We start from the raw sequence: 14,370 nt of genomic DNA on the forward strand, positions 1-14,370 counted from the left end.
AGCAGGCTGCGCCCCGCATATCAACTCTTGTTGGCCGCCAGATCGCTCACCAGGCGGTTGACCGGATCGCTCATGTTGGTGAACTTGCTCAGCTCCGAGCGGGTCACCACCACGAACACCCCGACGTTTTTCGCCGGGATCATCGCCATGTAGGTAATGAATCCGCCGCCGCCGCCGGTCTTCTGAATGATGCCCGGCAGCCCGTCCTTCGGCGCCATATACACCCAGCCCAATCCTAATGCATCCGCTTGCCCCGGCACGTCCATGCCCTTCAGCGACACCAGATCGTGGCGCTGGAAGTACATGGTTTGCTCGCTGGCGGCGGTGGCTTTGCGCGGGCCGCTGGCGCTGGAGGAGAGGAACTGCTGCATCCAGCGCTGCATGTCGCGCGGGGTGGAGTAGACGCCGCCGCTGCCGGCTGCGGCGGTGGTGTCGCGGCAGGCGCTCGGGCCGGCCGCCGCCACCATCAGGCGCGAACATTGTTCAGGGCTCGGCGTCAGCGTGGTATCCACCATGCCGAGCGGCGCGGTGATGTTCTCTTTCAGCAGCGCGTTGTAGGGTTTGCCTGCGGCGCGCGACAGCGCATCGGCCAGCAGATCGTACGCCAGGTTGGAATAAGCGGCGTGTACGCCCGGCGGCACCGTGACATTGGCATGCGCCAGCCATTGCCAGCGCTGGGCTTTGGTCGGCCAGGTGAAGACCGGCGTTTTAGGCGGCTTCTTGCCCGGCTGCTCGCGCGGCAGCGCGCTGGTGTGGGTGGCCAGGTTCAATAAGGTGATCGGCTGGCCGGCGTTGTAAGCCGGCACATAGGCGCCTTTGGGGGCGTACTTGCGCAGCGGATCGGTCAGTTTGACCTGGCCTGCCGCCGCCATTTTCACCATCACTTCGCTGGTCATCAGCTTGGTGATCGAGGCGATGCGGATCAGCGAATCCGGGCGCGGGCGCAGGTTGTTGCCGGGCTTGGTGTCGCCAAAGCTGCGGTTAACCACCTGATTGCCGTCGATCACCACCAGCGCCATGCCGGTAGCGCCGCTGTTGTAGAAAATATGTTCGGCATACTGGTCGACGATTTGCGAAGCCAGCTGCGGGGGCGCGGCCTGCACGGCCAGCGGCGCGGCGCACAGGCCCAGCGCCAGCAATAAAGCGGAGACAGAGTTCTTCAACGGTCGTTATCCATTTAACAATGCAGCGGGAAAGGGCTTATTCGTCGCCCAGTGTAATGCCCCCAGGCCCCGGCTGCATGTAGAAAAAAGAGCGGTGGCGATAAAATTTTTTCACCGCCGGTGGCGCTATTGCGCGCGGGCGAAAATGGCGATCACTTCGTCCAGGTGCGCCTTCATCGCCTTGCGGGCGCCGCGCACGTCGCGCGCTTCGATCGCCGCCAGGATCGCCCGGTGTTCCAGCTCGGAGCGGTGCGGCATGTCGTCCGGCGTATAGTGGCGCTGCAGCACGCGGAACATGCTGCCGTAACGGTGGCCGAGCAGGTGGCCGATGATGAACGCATAGGCCGGGTTGCCGCTGGCCTGGGCGATGCGGATGTGGAACAGCCGATCGCCGGGGTGGGTGGCGGAACCGGCGCGGTTATCGCGGCAGTTCTGCTCATAGGCGGCGCGAATACCCGCCAGCTCTTCGTCGGTGGCGTGGCGTGCGGCCAGCGCGGCGGTCTCCGGTTCGATCAGCAAGCGGGTTTGCAGCAGAGAAAACGGCGGCAGCTCGGCGTTGAAATCCAGCTCGATGTTCAGTTCGTCGTCGATCTCCGCCCACTGGTTGCGGCCGGCCTGGGCCATCACCGGCTCCTGCGACGTCGCCAGCGGCGTTGGCGAGCGCACGATCACCCCGTTGCCGACCTTGACGTCCACCAGGCCGATCACTTCCAGCGCGATCAGCGCTTCGCGCACCGACGCGCGGCTGACCTGCAACTGCTGGGCGAGATCGCGCTCCGAGGGCAGGCGACTGCCCGGCGGAAATTCGTTATTTTCGATAAGACGTTTGAGCTGGTCAGCTATCTGTCTGTAAATCCTTGGGTTTTCCAGTCGGGTAATCGGCATTTTTGACCTTTGACGATTCGGCGTTCAGTGATTTGGCGCACAATTATGCGACAAGGTGCTTGAGTAATCGTTATTCAAGTGTAAAAAAATGGTTAATTGAAATGCGGTTTCAAGGCTGTTTTATTAACTTCTTCCCCCAACGATAACGCGTAAAGCGTCTTTTGTCATGTTAGAGGCCTGACCTTTAACCGCCTTTAGTGGCCTGACCATTAGACCTTTAGGCCAAGGAGTCAAGATGGATTTAACCGGGAAACGCGTACTGATCACCGCCGCCGGGCAAGGGATCGGTTTTACCACCGCCAGGCTGTTCGCCGCCGCCGGTGCCGAAGTGATCGCCAGCGACATCAACCTCGAACGCCTGCAGGGCTCCGCCGGGATCCGCGCGCTGACGCTGAACGTCACCGATCCGGCCGCCATCGCGGCGGCGGCGGAAGCGATCGGCCCGATCGACGTGCTGTTCAACTGCGCCGGCGTGGTGCACAGCGGATCGATCCTCGACTGCAGCGAAGATCAGTGGGCTTTCGCGCTCGATCTCAACGTCACCGCGATGTTCCGCATGATCCGCGCCTTCCTGCCGGGCATGTTGGCGCGCGGCAAAGGCTCGATCATCAACATGTCTTCGGTGGCCTCGAGCGTGAAAGGGGTGCCGAACCGCTTCGCCTACAGCGCCAGCAAGGCGGCGGTGATCGGCCTGACGCGCTCGGTGGCGGCGGATTACGTCACCCAGGGCATCCGCTGCAACGCCATTTGCCCCGGCACGGTGGAATCGCCGTCGCTGCGCCAGCGCATCGCCGAGCAGGCGCGCGAACAGGGGCGCAGCGAGCAAGAGGTGTATCAGGCGTTCGTCGCCCGTCAGCCGATCGGGCGCATCGGCACCACCGAGGAAATCGCCCAATTGGCGCTGTATCTGGCCTCCGACGCCAGCTCGTACACCACCGGCACGGTGCAGATCATCGACGGCGGCTGGAGCAACTGAGCCGCCATTTTTGAGAGAGGAAGGCATGAAACTTTTACGTTACGGGCAACCTGGGCAAGAGCGCCCCGGCATGTTGGATGCGCAGGGCCGCCTGCGCGATCTGTCGCAGCATATTGCCGACGTGGGGGGCGCCGCGTTATTGCCGGCGTCGCTCGCCAAACTGCGTGCGCTGGACAGCGCCGCGCTGCCGTTAGTCGAGGGGCAGCCGCGCCTCGGTGCCTGCGTCGGCGGCATCGGCAAGTTTATCTGCATCGGCCTGAATTACGCCGATCACGCGGCGGAAACCGGCGCGGCCATTCCTGAAGAACCGGTGGTGTTCAACAAATGGACCAGCGCGGTGGTCGGCCCCCACGATCGGGTGGAGATCCCGCGCGGCTCGCAGAAAACCGACTGGGAAGTGGAGCTGGGCGTGGTGATCGGCCAGGGCGGACGCTACATCAGCGAAGCCGACGCGATGCGCCACGTCGCCGGTTACTGCGTGATCAACGACGTCTCCGAACGCGAGTATCAAATTGAACGCGGCGGCACCTGGGACAAGGGCAAAGGCTGCGACACCTTCGGGCCGATCGGCCCCTGGCTGGTGACCGCCGACGAGATCGCCGATCCGCACAGCCTGAACCTGTGGCTGGAGGTGGACGGCAAGCGCTATCAGGACGGCAACACCAGCACCATGATCTTCCGCATTCCGCAGATCGTCAGCTACCTCAGCCGCTTCATGAGCCTGCAGCCGGGCGACGTGATCTCCACCGGCACGCCGCCGGGCGTTGGCATGGGGCAAAAACCGCAGCCCATCTACCTGCGGGCAGGCCAGACGATGCGTCTGGGCATTGAAGGGCTGGGCGAACAGCGCCAGCAAACCGTACAGGCTTAACCGGGAGCGCCGCCATGACCACCATTACCGCACTGCGGGTTGAAGACATTCGTTTCCCCACGTCGCTGGGGCTGGACGGATCCGACGCCATGAATCCGGATCCCGACTATTCCGCCGCCTACGTGATCCTGGAGACCGATCGCGCGGATCTCAGCGGCCACGGGCTGACGTTCACCATCGGCCGCGGCAACGAGATCTGCTGCGCGGCGATCCGCGCGCTGGAGCATCAGATCGTCGGCGAGCGGCTGGAGGATATCGCCGCCGACATGGGCGCCTTCTGGCGGCGCTTCACCAGCGACAGCCAGCTGCGCTGGATCGGGCCGGACAAAGGCGCCATTCACCTGGCGACCGGCGCGGTGGTCAACGCGGTGTGGGATCTGTGGGCCAAATCGGTCGGCAAGCCGGTGTGGCGGCTGGTGGCGGAGATGACGCCGGAGGAACTGGTGCGCTGCATCGACTTCCGTTACATCACCGACTGCATCACGCCGCAGGAGGCGCTGGCGCTGCTGAAACAGCGGGCCGAGGGCAAAGAGCGGCGCCTGGAGCGGCTGCTGCAGGAGGGGTATCCCTGTTACACCACCTCCGCCGGCTGGCTGGGCTACCCGGACGACAAGCTGCGCCGCCTGTGCCAGGAAGCGGTCGACGCCGGTTTCTCCTACCTGAAGCTGAAGGTCGGGCGCGATCTGGAAGACGACATCCGCCGGGTGCGCATCGCCCGCGAGGTGATCGGCCCGGATCGCCGGCTGATGATCGACGCCAACCAGGTGTGGGAGGTGGACGAAGCCATTCCGTGGGTGAAGCACCTGGCGTTCGCCAAACCCTGGTTTATCGAAGAGCCGACCAGCCCGGACGACGTGGAAGGGCATCGCCGCATCCGCGAAGGGGTGGCGCCGGTCAAGGTGGCCACCGGCGAGATGTGCCAGAACCGCATCATGTTCAAGCAGTTCATCATGCGCGGCGCGGTAGACGTGGTGCAGATCGACGCCTGCCGCCTCGGCGGCGTCAACGAAGTGCTGGCGGTGATGCTGATGGCGGCCAAATACCAGCTGCCGGTCTGCCCGCACGCCGGCGGCGTCGGGCTGTGCGAGTACGTGCAGCACCTGTCGATGATCGACTACCTGTGCATTGCCGGCACCCACGAAGGCCGGGTGATCGAGTACGTCGATCATTTGCATGAACACTTTGTCGATCCCTGCGTGATCAACGGTGCGGCCTATATGCCGCCGAGCCGTCCCGGCTATTCGATCGAGATGCATCCGTCGTCGATCGAGCAGTATCGGTTCCGCGGGTGAGGCGGGAGGATCGCATGCCGCGCATCGACGCGCATCAGCACTACTGGCGCTATCACCCACGGCACTACCCGTGGATCGACGAGCGGATGCGGGTGCTGCGGCAGGATTTCGATCCGCCCCGGCTGCGGCCGCTGTTGCGGGAACACGGTTTCGACGGCGCGCTGGCGGTGCAGGCGCGCCCCAGTGAGGACGAGACGCTGGCCCTGCTGGCGCTGGCTGAGCAGAGCGAAGGCATATGCGGCGTAGTGGGCTGGCTGGACATCGCCGCGCCGCAGCTGGCGCAGCGTCTGGAGGCCTTGCGGCCGCGCATCGCGCTGCGCGGGGTGCGCCATCAGGTGCAGGACGAAGCGGATCCGACGGCCTGGTTGGCGCGGCCGGAGGTGGAACGCGGCATGCAAACGCTGCAGCGCGCCGGGTATGTGTACGAGATCCTGGTGACGCACCGGCATTTGGCACCCGCGGCGGCGTTTGCCGCCCGCCACGATGAGCACTGGCTGGTGCTGGATCATTTTGGCAAGCCGGACATCGCGCGCGGCGTGCGGCACTGGGCGCAGCAAATCCGGCCGCTGGCGGCGCTGCCGCACGTGGCCTGCAAGCTGTCGGGGCTGATCACCGAGGCGCCGGGCGGCCGGTGGCGGACGGAAGAACTGCTGCCGTTCTTCGACGCCGCGCTGGAGGCGTTCGGCCCGCAGCGGCTGATGTTCGGCTCCGACTGGCCGGTGTGCCTGCTGGCCGGCGACTACCGCCAGGTGGTGCAACTGTGCGAACGGGCGCTGTCGACGCTGGGGGCCGCCGAGCAGGCGGCGATTTGGGGCGGCACCGCCTGGCGAATTTACGGTTTAACGGAGTCTGGTTATGGATCTGTATCTGCAAGATAAGGTGGTGCTGGTTACCGGCGGCGGTGCCGGCATCGGCGCGGCGATTGCTCATGTGCTGGCCGAGGAAGGGGCGATCCCGGTGCTGGTCACCAACGCCGCGCCGGAGGCGGCGCTGCTGGCCGATTTGCAGCGGCTGCAGCCGCGCACCGAGGTGATCCTCACCGAATTGTGCGACGAGGCGGCCTGCCGCCACGCGGTCAGCCAAACGCTGGCGACCTTCGGCCGCATCGACGGGCTGGTGAACAACGCCGGGGTCAATGACGGCGTCGGGCTGGAGGCGGGGCGCGAAGCGTTCGTCGGCTCTTTGGAAAAGAACCTGGTGCACTACTACCTGATGGCGCACCTGTGCCAGGCGGCGCTGCGGGAGAGCCGGGGCGCCATTGTCAATATCGCCTCCAAGACCGCGCTCAGCGGGCAGGGGGGCACCAGCGGCTACACCGCAGCCAAGGGCGCAGTGCTGGCGCTGACGCGCGAATGGGCGGTATCGCTGCGCCATGACGGGGTGCGGGTGAACGCGGTAGTGCCGGCGGAGGTGATCACCCCGCAGTACCAGCGCTGGCTCAACACCTTCGCCGAGCCGCAGCGGCAGATGGAGAAAATCACCGCACGCATTCCGCTCGGGCAGCGCATGACCACGCCGCAGGAGATTGCTGATACCGTGGCGTTTTTGCTGTCGTCGCGGTCATCGCACACCACCGGGCAGTGGCTGTCGGTGGACGGCGGCTACCTGCATCTCGATCGGGCGCTGACGTGAGCGGCGCGGCGGCAGGGCGGCGCCGTTTCTGCCAGGCGCTCGATCTGATTGACTCACCGGCGCTGATTGCGGAGTACCAGCAGCATCATCAGCGCATCTGGCCGGGCATCGCCGCGCATTTGCGCGAGCACGGCATTCTGGACATGGAGATTTACCGGTTGGGCACCCGGCTGTTCATGATCGTGGAGGTCAGCGCCGATTTCGACGCCGCGCGTTTTGACGCCGCCAGCCTGAACAACCCCGAAGTACAGCGATGGGAAGCGCTGATGTGGCACTACCAGGCCACCACCCCCTGGACGCCGCAGGGCGAAAAATGGGTGGAAATGGCGCGGATTTTCTCTCTGCAACAGCAATAACGCCAACATCATCATCGCCAGACGATACGAGGGTATCACCATGCTTGCTGAAAAAAGTGCGGCCTCCGCGCAGCCGGGCGTCCCCGTGACCGCCAATCTGCGCTGGGCATTTATCCTGGTCACCAGCCTGTTCTTCATGTGGGGGCTGTCTTATGGCCTGCTGGACGTATTGAACAAACATTTTCAGGAGACGTTGCACGTCACCAAGGCGCAGTCGGGGCTGCTGCAGGCGGCCTATTTCGGCGCCTATTTCCTGGTGGCGCTGCCCGCCGGGTACTTTATGGATCGCAAGGGCTATAAGGCGGGCATTCTGGTCGGGCTGTGCCTGTATGCGCTGGGGGCGCTGCTGTTCGTGCCGGCGGCGTCGGCCAACAGCTTCGGCGTATTCCTGTTCGCGCTGTTCGTTATCGCCAGCGGCCTGGGCTGCCTGGAAACGGCGGCCAACCCGTACGCCACGGTGCTGGGCGATGCGCAGGGCGCCGAACGGCGGCTGAATATGGCCCAGTCGTTCAACGGCCTCGGGCAGTTTATCGGCCCGCTGATCGGCGGCACGCTGTTCTTCTCCGCCAGCCAGTCCGCCGGCGACGGCGATCAGAGCGCGGTGAAGATCACCTATGTGGCGATCGCCGTGCTGGTGCTGCTGATCGCGCTGTTGTTCAGCCGCACCCGGCTGCCGGCGATCCGCGAGGAGGAAAAACCGGTGCATGGCGTGATAGCGCAGGGATTGTGGCAGCATCCGCATTTCGTCGGCGGGGTTATCACACAGTTCTTCTACGTGGCGGCGCAGGTGGGCGTAGGGGCGTTTTTCATCAACTATGCCACCGAGCACTGGCACGAGGTGTCTAACCAGAGCGCCTCTTACCTGCTGTCGATCGCCATGATCTGCTTTATGGTCGGGCGCTTCTTCAGCACCTGGCTGATGGGGCGAGTCAAACCGGCGACGCTGCTGGCGGCCTATGCGCTGATCAACATCGCACTGTGCGGCGTGGTGATGCTGAGCGTCGACGGCGTGTCGGTGGTGGCGCTGATCGCGGTGTTCTTCTTTATGTCGATCATGTTCCCGACGATTTTCGCCCTGGGGGTGAAAAATTTGGGTAAACACACCAAGCGCGCCAGCTCCTTTATGATCATGGCGATCGTCGGCGGCGCCATCATGCCGTACTTTATGGGGGCGCTGGCCGACCGTTACAGCACTGCTCTCTCTTATCTGCTGCCGCTGCTGTGCTTCGCGGTGGTGCTGGTTTACGGCCTGCGGCAGCGCGGCGCCTGATTCAACCCGGCGGCGAATCGGCCTTCGCCGCCGTTGTCAGCGCCTGTGGGCGCGTTCGCATCAGGATCGTCAACGCCAGCAGCAGCACCATGCCGGACAGCACGCCGTTTATCGTCAAGCCTCCGGCATCCACCACCAGCCCACCCGCCAGCGAACCGCAGGAAATCGCCAGATTAAACAGCGCGATATACAGCGAAGAGGCGACCTCGACCGCATCGGGGGCCGCCTTGAGCATCCACGCCATCAGTGAAACGGAAACGCCGCCGTAGGCGATGCCCCACAGCAGGAGGAAGGCACTGCCGCTCAGCGGCGCGTGGCCCAGCAGCGGCAGCAGCAGGACGGCGAGCGCCAGCCCGAGGGCGATCAGTGCCAGGGTGCGGCGCAGCCGCTTGGCGGCGGCCTGGCCGGCGATGAAATTCCCGGCGATACCGGCGACGCCGTAGGCGAACAGCAGCGGCCCCACCCAGCGGCCCTCGATGCCGGCGACCGTCTGCAGCAGCGGGCGGACAAAGGTGTAGGCCATAAAGTGGCCGGCGACCAGCAGAAACGTCAGCAGCAGTCCGAGGAGCAGTCGGCGATTCGCGCGCTGCGCGGTGAACGACCGCCAGCTTATCGCCTGCGTGACCGGCAGCGACGGCAGCACGCACAGCAGCAACAGCAGGGTCAGCGCCGCCAGGACGGCGACGGCCAGAAACGCCATGCGCCAACCCAGCGCTTCGCCGAGGAACACCCCGAGTGGCACGCCGAACACCGAGGCCGCCGCTACGCCGCCGAAGATGACGGACAGCGCCAATCCGACGGAGGCCGGCGGCACCAGGCGTTCCGCCAACCCGCCGGCGATGGCCCAGATACCGCCGATGCAAAAACCCAGCAGGATGCGCGCGGCGAACAGCAGGGCCATGGAGGTGGCAGCGGCGGCCAGCAGGTTGGCGGCGATCAGCAGCAGCAGAAAGCCCACCAACAGGCTGCGGCGATCCGTGCGCCGGGCACCCAGCACCACCAGCGGGGCGAACAGCGCGGCGAACAGGGCCGGCAGGGAAATCAGCAATCCGGCACGGCCGATCGATGCGTTCAAGGTGCTGACGATCGGAGTCAGCAGCCCGACGGGCAGCATTTCTGCGGTAACGACGGTAAAGGTGGCCAGGCCGATGGCAAAGGTCGCCAGCCAGGGTTTTGCGCCGCCGCCGGCGTGTAAGGCACTCATAATGACTCTCCCAACAGATGAAGAGCCTCAGTGTATCCGCGCCAAAATGACTGATAAACTGGCCTGAATGCGCAACATTGGGGACACATCGTGGCTAATTTACCGTCTATGCCGTTGGATAACCTGACCGACCTGTTGGTGTTCATCCGCGTCGCCGACGCCTGCAGCTTCACGCTGGCGGCCGAGAGGCTGGGCATTTCCCGATCGGCGGCGGGCAAATGCGTGAACCGGTTGGAGGAGCGACTGGCGACCCGGCTGTTGCAGCGCACCACGCGCAGCGTCAGCCTGACTGAAGACGGCGCGGTGTTTTACGAGTATGCGCAGCGCATCCTGTCGCAGGCCGAAGAGGCGGAAACGGCGCTCAATACGCGGCGGCAAACGCCGCGCGGGCGGCTGCGGCTGGATCTGCCGGTCTCGTTGGGGCGATTGCATATCTTGCCGATTCTGCGGGAGTTTTTGGCGCAGTGGCCGGAGGTGGACGCCGACGTCAGCTTCTCCGATGAGTACAGCGATCTGGTGCGCGACGGCATCGACGTAGCTATCCGGGTCGGCGGCAGCGACGATAGCCGGCTGGTGCGGCGGGTGCTCGCGCCGCATCGCCTGATCACCTGCGCGGCGCCGGATTATCTGGCGCGGCACGGTACGCCTGCAAAACCGGAGGCGTTGGGCGATCACGAGACGCTGGTCTTCAGTCATCAGGGGCTGCCGGCGCCCTGGCGCTATTTGGTCAACGGCCAACTGCACGAACAGCCGGTGCGCGGCAGGATGCGTTTCAACAACGTCGAGGCCTTACGGGATGCGGCCGTCGCCGGGGCCGGCCTGTGCCAGGTGGGGGCGTTTCTGGTCGGCGAGCAGATTGCGGCCGGCACGCTGGTGCCGGTGCTGGAGCGCTATTGTCGCCCAGGGCCGCCGATCTGCGCCGTCTACCCCAGCCGACGCCATCTCTCCCCCAAGGTGAAACTGTTTCTGACGGCGATCGAACGGCGCTGGCAGGGCAAGGCGATTTGGGAAACCGCTTAGCGTGGGCGATTCACGCCGCTTTCAAGGCCAGCGTTCGCCGCATTAAGCGGTAGCCGCCGGCCGCCACCAGCAATACGATCAGTCCGGCGGTGAGCGTGATGCTGAAGCCGGCCGTTATCCCTATGGCATCGATCGCCAGGCCCGCCAATGCGGCGCCGAGCGCCACGCCTATCCCCAGGCCGGTGACCATCCAGGTCAACCCCTCCGTCAGCCGGGAGGGCGGCACGATGTTTTCAACCAGCCCCATGGCAACGATCATGGTCGGCGCAAAAAACAATCCGGCGACAAACATCGCCGCTGCCAGCGTCAAGACATTGTGCACCCACAGCAGCGGCAAGGTGGTGAAAGCGGTGGCGAACGCCGCGTATAAGAACAGACGAGGCAAGGGGACGGGGATCTTCATTGCGCCGAAAATCAGCCCGGCCAGGCAGGAGCCGAACGCGTAAACCGACAGTACGATGCTGGCGGCGGCCGGCTGCCCTTGCTGCTCGGCGAAGGCCACGCTGATGACGTCCACGGTGCCGACGATGGTGCCGAGGGCGATCAGCGCCAGCACCAGGATCTGCATCGACGGCATGGTCAGGATGGCGCGCTGCCGCTGGTTATTGTGGGCGTAAACCGGGGGCTGGGTGCTTTTTTGCGCGGCGAATGCCGCAACGCCCGCCACCAGAAGCAGCGCGGCCACCAGAGGGCCGGCCTCTGGGAAGAGTGAAACGCTAAGCCCCACGGCGATCGGTGGGCCGACGATAAAGGCCACCTCGTCCAATACGGACTCGAATGAAAATGCCGTGTGCAGCTGCGGCGTGCCGCGATAAATTTCGCTCCAGCGGGCCCTGACCATCGCGGAGATGCTGGGCATGCCGCCCGCGAGCGCGGCGAAGACAAACAGCGTCCAGTCCGGTGCCCGATAGTGGGTGCAGAGCAACAGCAGCAGCAGGGCGATCGCGCTGATCCCGGTGGCATACGGCAACACGCGGCTTTGGCCGTGACGATCCGCCGCGCGCGCGATTTGCGGCGCAAGCAGCGCCATGGAAAAGGCGAACGTCGCTGCCACCGCGCCCGCCAACCAATAGGACCCGCGTACCTGCGAGAGCATGGTGATGATGCCGATACCGGTCATCGAGACCGGCAGGCGCGCGATCAGCCCGGCAGAGGAAAACGCCTTGCTGCCCGGGGCGTTGAACAGTTTGAAATAAGGATTTGCCATGGAAAGGGCTCCGGAATGTTGGCGGCTCGGTATTCGCTCAATGTCCATCATTGACATACGCCACGTATGTTACGTTAATTGACATACATGGCGTATGTCAATTATAACGTCATCAATAACGAGGCGGAGTGGACCCATGGCACGTAAAGCGCGCACCGAAATGATTGAAGAAACCCGACAAAAGCTGGTGGCGGCGGCCCGCCGACAGTTTGGCAGCGTGGGGTATGCCGAGACGGTGATGGATGAACTTACCGCGCAAGCCGGCATGACGCGCGGCGCGCTCTATCACCATTTTGGCGATAAAAAGGGGTTGTTCCTGGCGGTGGTGAAGGCGATTGACGCTGAAATGGATGCGCGTCTGGCCGACATTACCGCGAGTGCGGCGGATGACTGGGAGGCGTTTGCGGCGCGTTGTCGCGGGTATTTGATCATGATGACGGAGCCGCAAGCGCAGCGCATTCTGTTGCGCGATTCACCTTCGGTGCTGGGGGCCGAATATCTGCAGGCCAGCAAGCTGGCGTGCATTGTCTGGATGACGGGCGCATTGCAGGCGTTGATGGCACAGCGGCGCATCACCGTCGCCGAGCCGGAATCGCTGGCGCATTTGCTCAATGGCGGCCTGATGGATGCCGCGCTGTGGGTCGCCCATCACCCGGAAAAAGACGCCGCGCTGGAGCAGGCCTTGGCCAGTTTGAACCTGTTGCTGAACGGGCTGCGTTTCACCGCCGCCTGAGTTTCAATACCGGCCGCCGGCTTAAGGGTGAATGGCCGCAGGCTGGACGTTTTGCGCCAGCTGGATATTGTTGCGGCCGCTGTGCTTCGCCAGATAGAGCGCGGCGTCGGCTGCGCCGATCGCCGATTCGACGTCCAGTTTTTCCAGGGCCGAGATGCCGGCACTGAGCGTCAGCGTGTCGCTGTGTTGCGGGCTGGCGCCGTGCGGGATGTTCAGTTCCGCCACCCGCTGGCGCACCCGTTCGGCCAGCTGCGCCGCGTAGCCTTCGTGCACGTTGGTCAGCAGTACCAAAAACTCTTCTCCGCCGTAGCGCACCACGATGTCGCGCGAACGCACCGCATCGCGAATGGCGACCGCCACCTGCACCAGCGCCCGGTCGCCCATGGCGTGGCCGTAGCTGTCGTTGTAGACCTTGAAGTGGTCGATATCCAGCAGCAGCACGTAGTGGCGGCCGGTTTGCGGTTCGAGCAGCATATTGATCTTATTTTCCAGCCCGCGGCGGTTATAAAGGCCGGTCAGGGGATCGAGCATGCTCAAATTATTGAATTTGTCCCGCTCGTTATACAGGTTGGCCACCAGCGCGTGGGTAAAGATTTCACTGCGTTTCAACATCAGGTGATGAATGGAGAAAGCGATAATAGGTAATAGCGTGGTGAATAATATCCGCAGGGTATTATGCATGCCGTCTAAAGCCAGGATCACCATTGCGGAAGGCACGGCGTGTAAACAAAAGGCGGTAAAGTTATCCGTCAGAGAAATAGCGCTGATAAAAAAGATGCTGAACAAACTAATTAATAAAAAATCTTGGTTATTCGACAAGCAATATTGACTTTTAACGTAAATATGTGCGGCCCACAGCAGGCCAAGCACGCTGGAAAACAGGTTGAGTTTGCACAAGTATTTCCGCGGCGTTTGCAGGGAAAATAGCGCCGCCGCCAGACAAAATAGCGGTATACATAATAAAGGTAGGGTAAATGCGGGCGTATCCCTAAAAGGGAACAATATCGTAAATACGGAAGAGGCGGCATTCATCACCAGAAAAAGAAATAATGCCAGGCGCTGCTTGCTGTTCAGTAATTCCTGATAAGAACGGGCGTTCATACGGAGGTCACTCTTTGCAAAGTCGTTCTGTCGAATAATTAAGGTTGAGAAGCATTCCTTTGGCGCGAATATCCACTTGAATTGCATGGTTGAGGATTGTGATTATTATCATGCAAACAGGACTAGGAATTTTCTTATGTCAAATTATCATTTTTTCATGCTGGTGTCATCTGGGTTTGGTCACCGCAGTGAAAATGATGCGGCGGCCAAAAAAGTGTTATATGATATTGGTTATCATTATCACTTAAAGGGGGGTTGTCATGCTTACTGCCATGATTGCCGCGTGTGGACTGTGGGGCGTCAGCTGGTGCCTCGGCGATCGCTTGGCCAGCGCCTGGGGCGTTTTGCTGCCGTGCGCGCTGATGCCGCTGTTGGCCTTGATCGATCTGAATATGATGCAGTTACGCACCCTGATTGTGATAGCGATGTTGGCGACGCTGGTGATGCTGTTCAACAGCCGGCTGCGTCACTATCTGCTGCTGCCTTCCTGCATGGCGCTGGCGGGCGGCCTGGCGGCAATCAGCCTCAACTTCAGCTTCACGTAAACGCCGGAAACGGCAAAACCACGCTTAGGCGTGTTGTTCATCAATGCGTTGGGATTTTTTCGAGGACACTACCGGAGAGATCATCAATTGGTGCGAAGAGAGGGACTTGAACCCT

At 63.2% G+C, this 14,370-nt stretch carries 15 protein-coding genes; 10 read left to right on the plus strand and 5 right to left on the minus strand.

What is annotated here, in order from left to right:
• Positions 1-20: 20 nt before the first annotated feature.
• Together ampH and FUU19_RS02775 are read right to left on the minus strand one after the other, a co-directional pair.
• Positions 21-1,163, minus strand: a complete 1,143-nt coding sequence (ampH, locus tag FUU19_RS02770; RefSeq protein WP_047572751.1) for a D-alanyl-D-alanine-carboxypeptidase/endopeptidase AmpH — start codon at positions 1,161-1,163, stop codon at positions 21-23.
• A gap of 126 nt (positions 1,164-1,289) precedes the next feature.
• Positions 1,290-2,048, minus strand: a complete 759-nt coding sequence (locus FUU19_RS02775; RefSeq protein ID WP_198635793.1) for a FadR/GntR family transcriptional regulator — start codon at positions 2,046-2,048, stop codon at positions 1,290-1,292.
• Positions 2,049-2,283: 235 nt separating this feature from the next.
• Here FUU19_RS02775 and FUU19_RS02780 point away from each other — a divergent pair, with 235 nt between their 5' ends.
• The 7 genes from FUU19_RS02780 to fucP are packed head-to-tail and all read left to right on the plus strand — an operon-like array spanning position 2,284 to position 8,445.
• On the plus strand, positions 2,284-3,024 hold the full coding sequence (locus FUU19_RS02780) for an SDR family oxidoreductase (RefSeq protein WP_043136107.1): 741 nt from the start codon (positions 2,284-2,286) through the stop codon (positions 3,022-3,024).
• Positions 3,025-3,049: 25 nt separating this feature from the next.
• Positions 3,050-3,895, plus strand: coding sequence for a fumarylacetoacetate hydrolase family protein (locus FUU19_RS02785; RefSeq protein WP_063991488.1), 846 nt, complete (start codon positions 3,050-3,052; stop codon positions 3,893-3,895).
• A 14-nt stretch (positions 3,896-3,909) separates the two neighbouring features.
• Entirely contained in the window at positions 3,910-5,187 is a 1,278-nt protein-coding gene (locus tag FUU19_RS02790) for an L-fuconate dehydratase (RefSeq protein ID WP_049239760.1), read from the plus strand.
• A 14-nt stretch (positions 5,188-5,201) separates the two neighbouring features.
• Positions 5,202-6,065: an amidohydrolase family protein gene (locus FUU19_RS02795; RefSeq protein ID WP_230489570.1), complete on the plus strand. Its 864-nt coding sequence runs from the start codon at positions 5,202-5,204 to the stop codon at positions 6,063-6,065.
• On the plus strand, positions 6,043-6,819 hold the full coding sequence (locus FUU19_RS02800; protein ID WP_230489571.1) for an L-fucose dehydrogenase: 777 nt from the start codon (positions 6,043-6,045) through the stop codon (positions 6,817-6,819). Before FUU19_RS02795 ends, FUU19_RS02800 begins: the two co-directional genes overlap by 23 nt.
• The gene (locus FUU19_RS02805) at positions 6,816-7,175 is read left to right on the plus strand and encodes an L-rhamnose mutarotase (protein ID WP_025305196.1); all 360 of its coding nucleotides are present in this window, start codon (positions 6,816-6,818) and stop codon (positions 7,173-7,175) included. Before FUU19_RS02800 ends, FUU19_RS02805 begins: the two co-directional genes overlap by 4 nt.
• A 40-nt stretch (positions 7,176-7,215) precedes the next feature.
• Positions 7,216-8,445: an L-fucose:H+ symporter permease gene (gene fucP / locus FUU19_RS02810; RefSeq protein WP_230489572.1), complete on the plus strand. Its 1,230-nt coding sequence runs from the start codon at positions 7,216-7,218 to the stop codon at positions 8,443-8,445.
• A 1-nt stretch (position 8,446) separates the two neighbouring features.
• Here fucP and FUU19_RS02815 read toward each other — a convergent pair whose 3' ends face one another.
• Positions 8,447-9,649, minus strand: coding sequence for an MFS transporter (locus FUU19_RS02815; protein ID WP_230489573.1), 1,203 nt, complete (start codon positions 9,647-9,649; stop codon positions 8,447-8,449).
• Positions 9,650-9,757: 108 nt separating this feature from the next.
• Between FUU19_RS02815 and FUU19_RS02820 the strand changes: the two genes are divergently transcribed.
• Positions 9,758-10,669 (plus strand): LysR family transcriptional regulator, encoded by a 912-nt coding sequence (locus FUU19_RS02820; RefSeq protein ID WP_025305199.1) that lies wholly within the window; start codon positions 9,758-9,760, stop codon positions 10,667-10,669.
• 10 nt (positions 10,670-10,679) lie between these two features.
• Here FUU19_RS02820 and FUU19_RS02825 read toward each other — a convergent pair whose 3' ends face one another.
• On the minus strand, positions 10,680-11,876 hold the full coding sequence (locus FUU19_RS02825) for an MFS transporter (protein ID WP_141971094.1): 1,197 nt from the start codon (positions 11,874-11,876) through the stop codon (positions 10,680-10,682).
• A gap of 136 nt (positions 11,877-12,012) precedes the next feature.
• Here FUU19_RS02825 and FUU19_RS02830 point away from each other — a divergent pair, with 136 nt between their 5' ends.
• Positions 12,013-12,609, plus strand: a complete 597-nt coding sequence (locus FUU19_RS02830; RefSeq protein ID WP_230489574.1) for a TetR/AcrR family transcriptional regulator — start codon at positions 12,013-12,015, stop codon at positions 12,607-12,609.
• A gap of 21 nt (positions 12,610-12,630) precedes the next feature.
• Here FUU19_RS02830 and FUU19_RS02835 read toward each other — a convergent pair whose 3' ends face one another.
• Positions 12,631-13,710 (minus strand): GGDEF domain-containing protein, encoded by a 1,080-nt coding sequence (locus tag FUU19_RS02835; RefSeq protein ID WP_230507069.1) that lies wholly within the window; start codon positions 13,708-13,710, stop codon positions 12,631-12,633.
• Between the two features lie 260 nt (positions 13,711-13,970).
• On the opposite strand from FUU19_RS02835, the gene FUU19_RS02840 reads away from it, so the two are divergent.
• Positions 13,971-14,255, plus strand: a complete 285-nt coding sequence (locus FUU19_RS02840; protein WP_141971089.1) for a DUF1435 domain-containing protein — start codon at positions 13,971-13,973, stop codon at positions 14,253-14,255.
• Positions 14,256-14,370 lie beyond the last annotated feature (115 nt).

Source organism: Serratia montpellierensis, from assembly GCF_020858655.1.
GTDB lineage: Bacteria > Pseudomonadota > Gammaproteobacteria > Enterobacterales > Enterobacteriaceae > Serratia > Serratia montpellierensis.

Excerpts from the sequence above, each read along its gene's own strand:
- FUU19_RS02775 (WP_198635793.1), bottom strand. The coding sequence starts at position 2,048 with ATGCCGATTACCCGACTGGAAAACCCAAGGATTTACAGACAGATAGCT.
- FUU19_RS02780 (WP_043136107.1), top strand. The coding sequence starts at position 2,284 with ATGGATTTAACCGGGAAACGCGTACTGATCACCGCCGCCGGGCAAGGG.
- FUU19_RS02785 (WP_063991488.1), top strand. The coding sequence starts at position 3,050 with ATGAAACTTTTACGTTACGGGCAACCTGGGCAAGAGCGCCCCGGCATG.
- FUU19_RS02790 (WP_049239760.1), top strand. The coding sequence starts at position 3,910 with ATGACCACCATTACCGCACTGCGGGTTGAAGACATTCGTTTCCCCACG.
- FUU19_RS02795 (WP_230489570.1), top strand. The coding sequence starts at position 5,202 with ATGCCGCGCATCGACGCGCATCAGCACTACTGGCGCTATCACCCACGG.
- FUU19_RS02800 (WP_230489571.1), top strand. The coding sequence starts at position 6,043 with ATGGATCTGTATCTGCAAGATAAGGTGGTGCTGGTTACCGGCGGCGGT.
- fucP (WP_230489572.1), top strand. The coding sequence starts at position 7,216 with ATGCTTGCTGAAAAAAGTGCGGCCTCCGCGCAGCCGGGCGTCCCCGTG.
- FUU19_RS02815 (WP_230489573.1), bottom strand. The coding sequence starts at position 9,649 with ATGAGTGCCTTACACGCCGGCGGCGGCGCAAAACCCTGGCTGGCGACC.
- FUU19_RS02820 (WP_025305199.1), top strand. The coding sequence starts at position 9,758 with ATGCCGTTGGATAACCTGACCGACCTGTTGGTGTTCATCCGCGTCGCC.
- FUU19_RS02825 (WP_141971094.1), bottom strand. The coding sequence starts at position 11,876 with ATGGCAAATCCTTATTTCAAACTGTTCAACGCCCCGGGCAGCAAGGCG.
- FUU19_RS02830 (WP_230489574.1), top strand. The coding sequence starts at position 12,013 with ATGGCACGTAAAGCGCGCACCGAAATGATTGAAGAAACCCGACAAAAG.
- FUU19_RS02835 (WP_230507069.1), bottom strand. The coding sequence starts at position 13,710 with ATGAACGCCCGTTCTTATCAGGAATTACTGAACAGCAAGCAGCGCCTG.
- FUU19_RS02840 (WP_141971089.1), top strand. The coding sequence starts at position 13,971 with ATGCTTACTGCCATGATTGCCGCGTGTGGACTGTGGGGCGTCAGCTGG.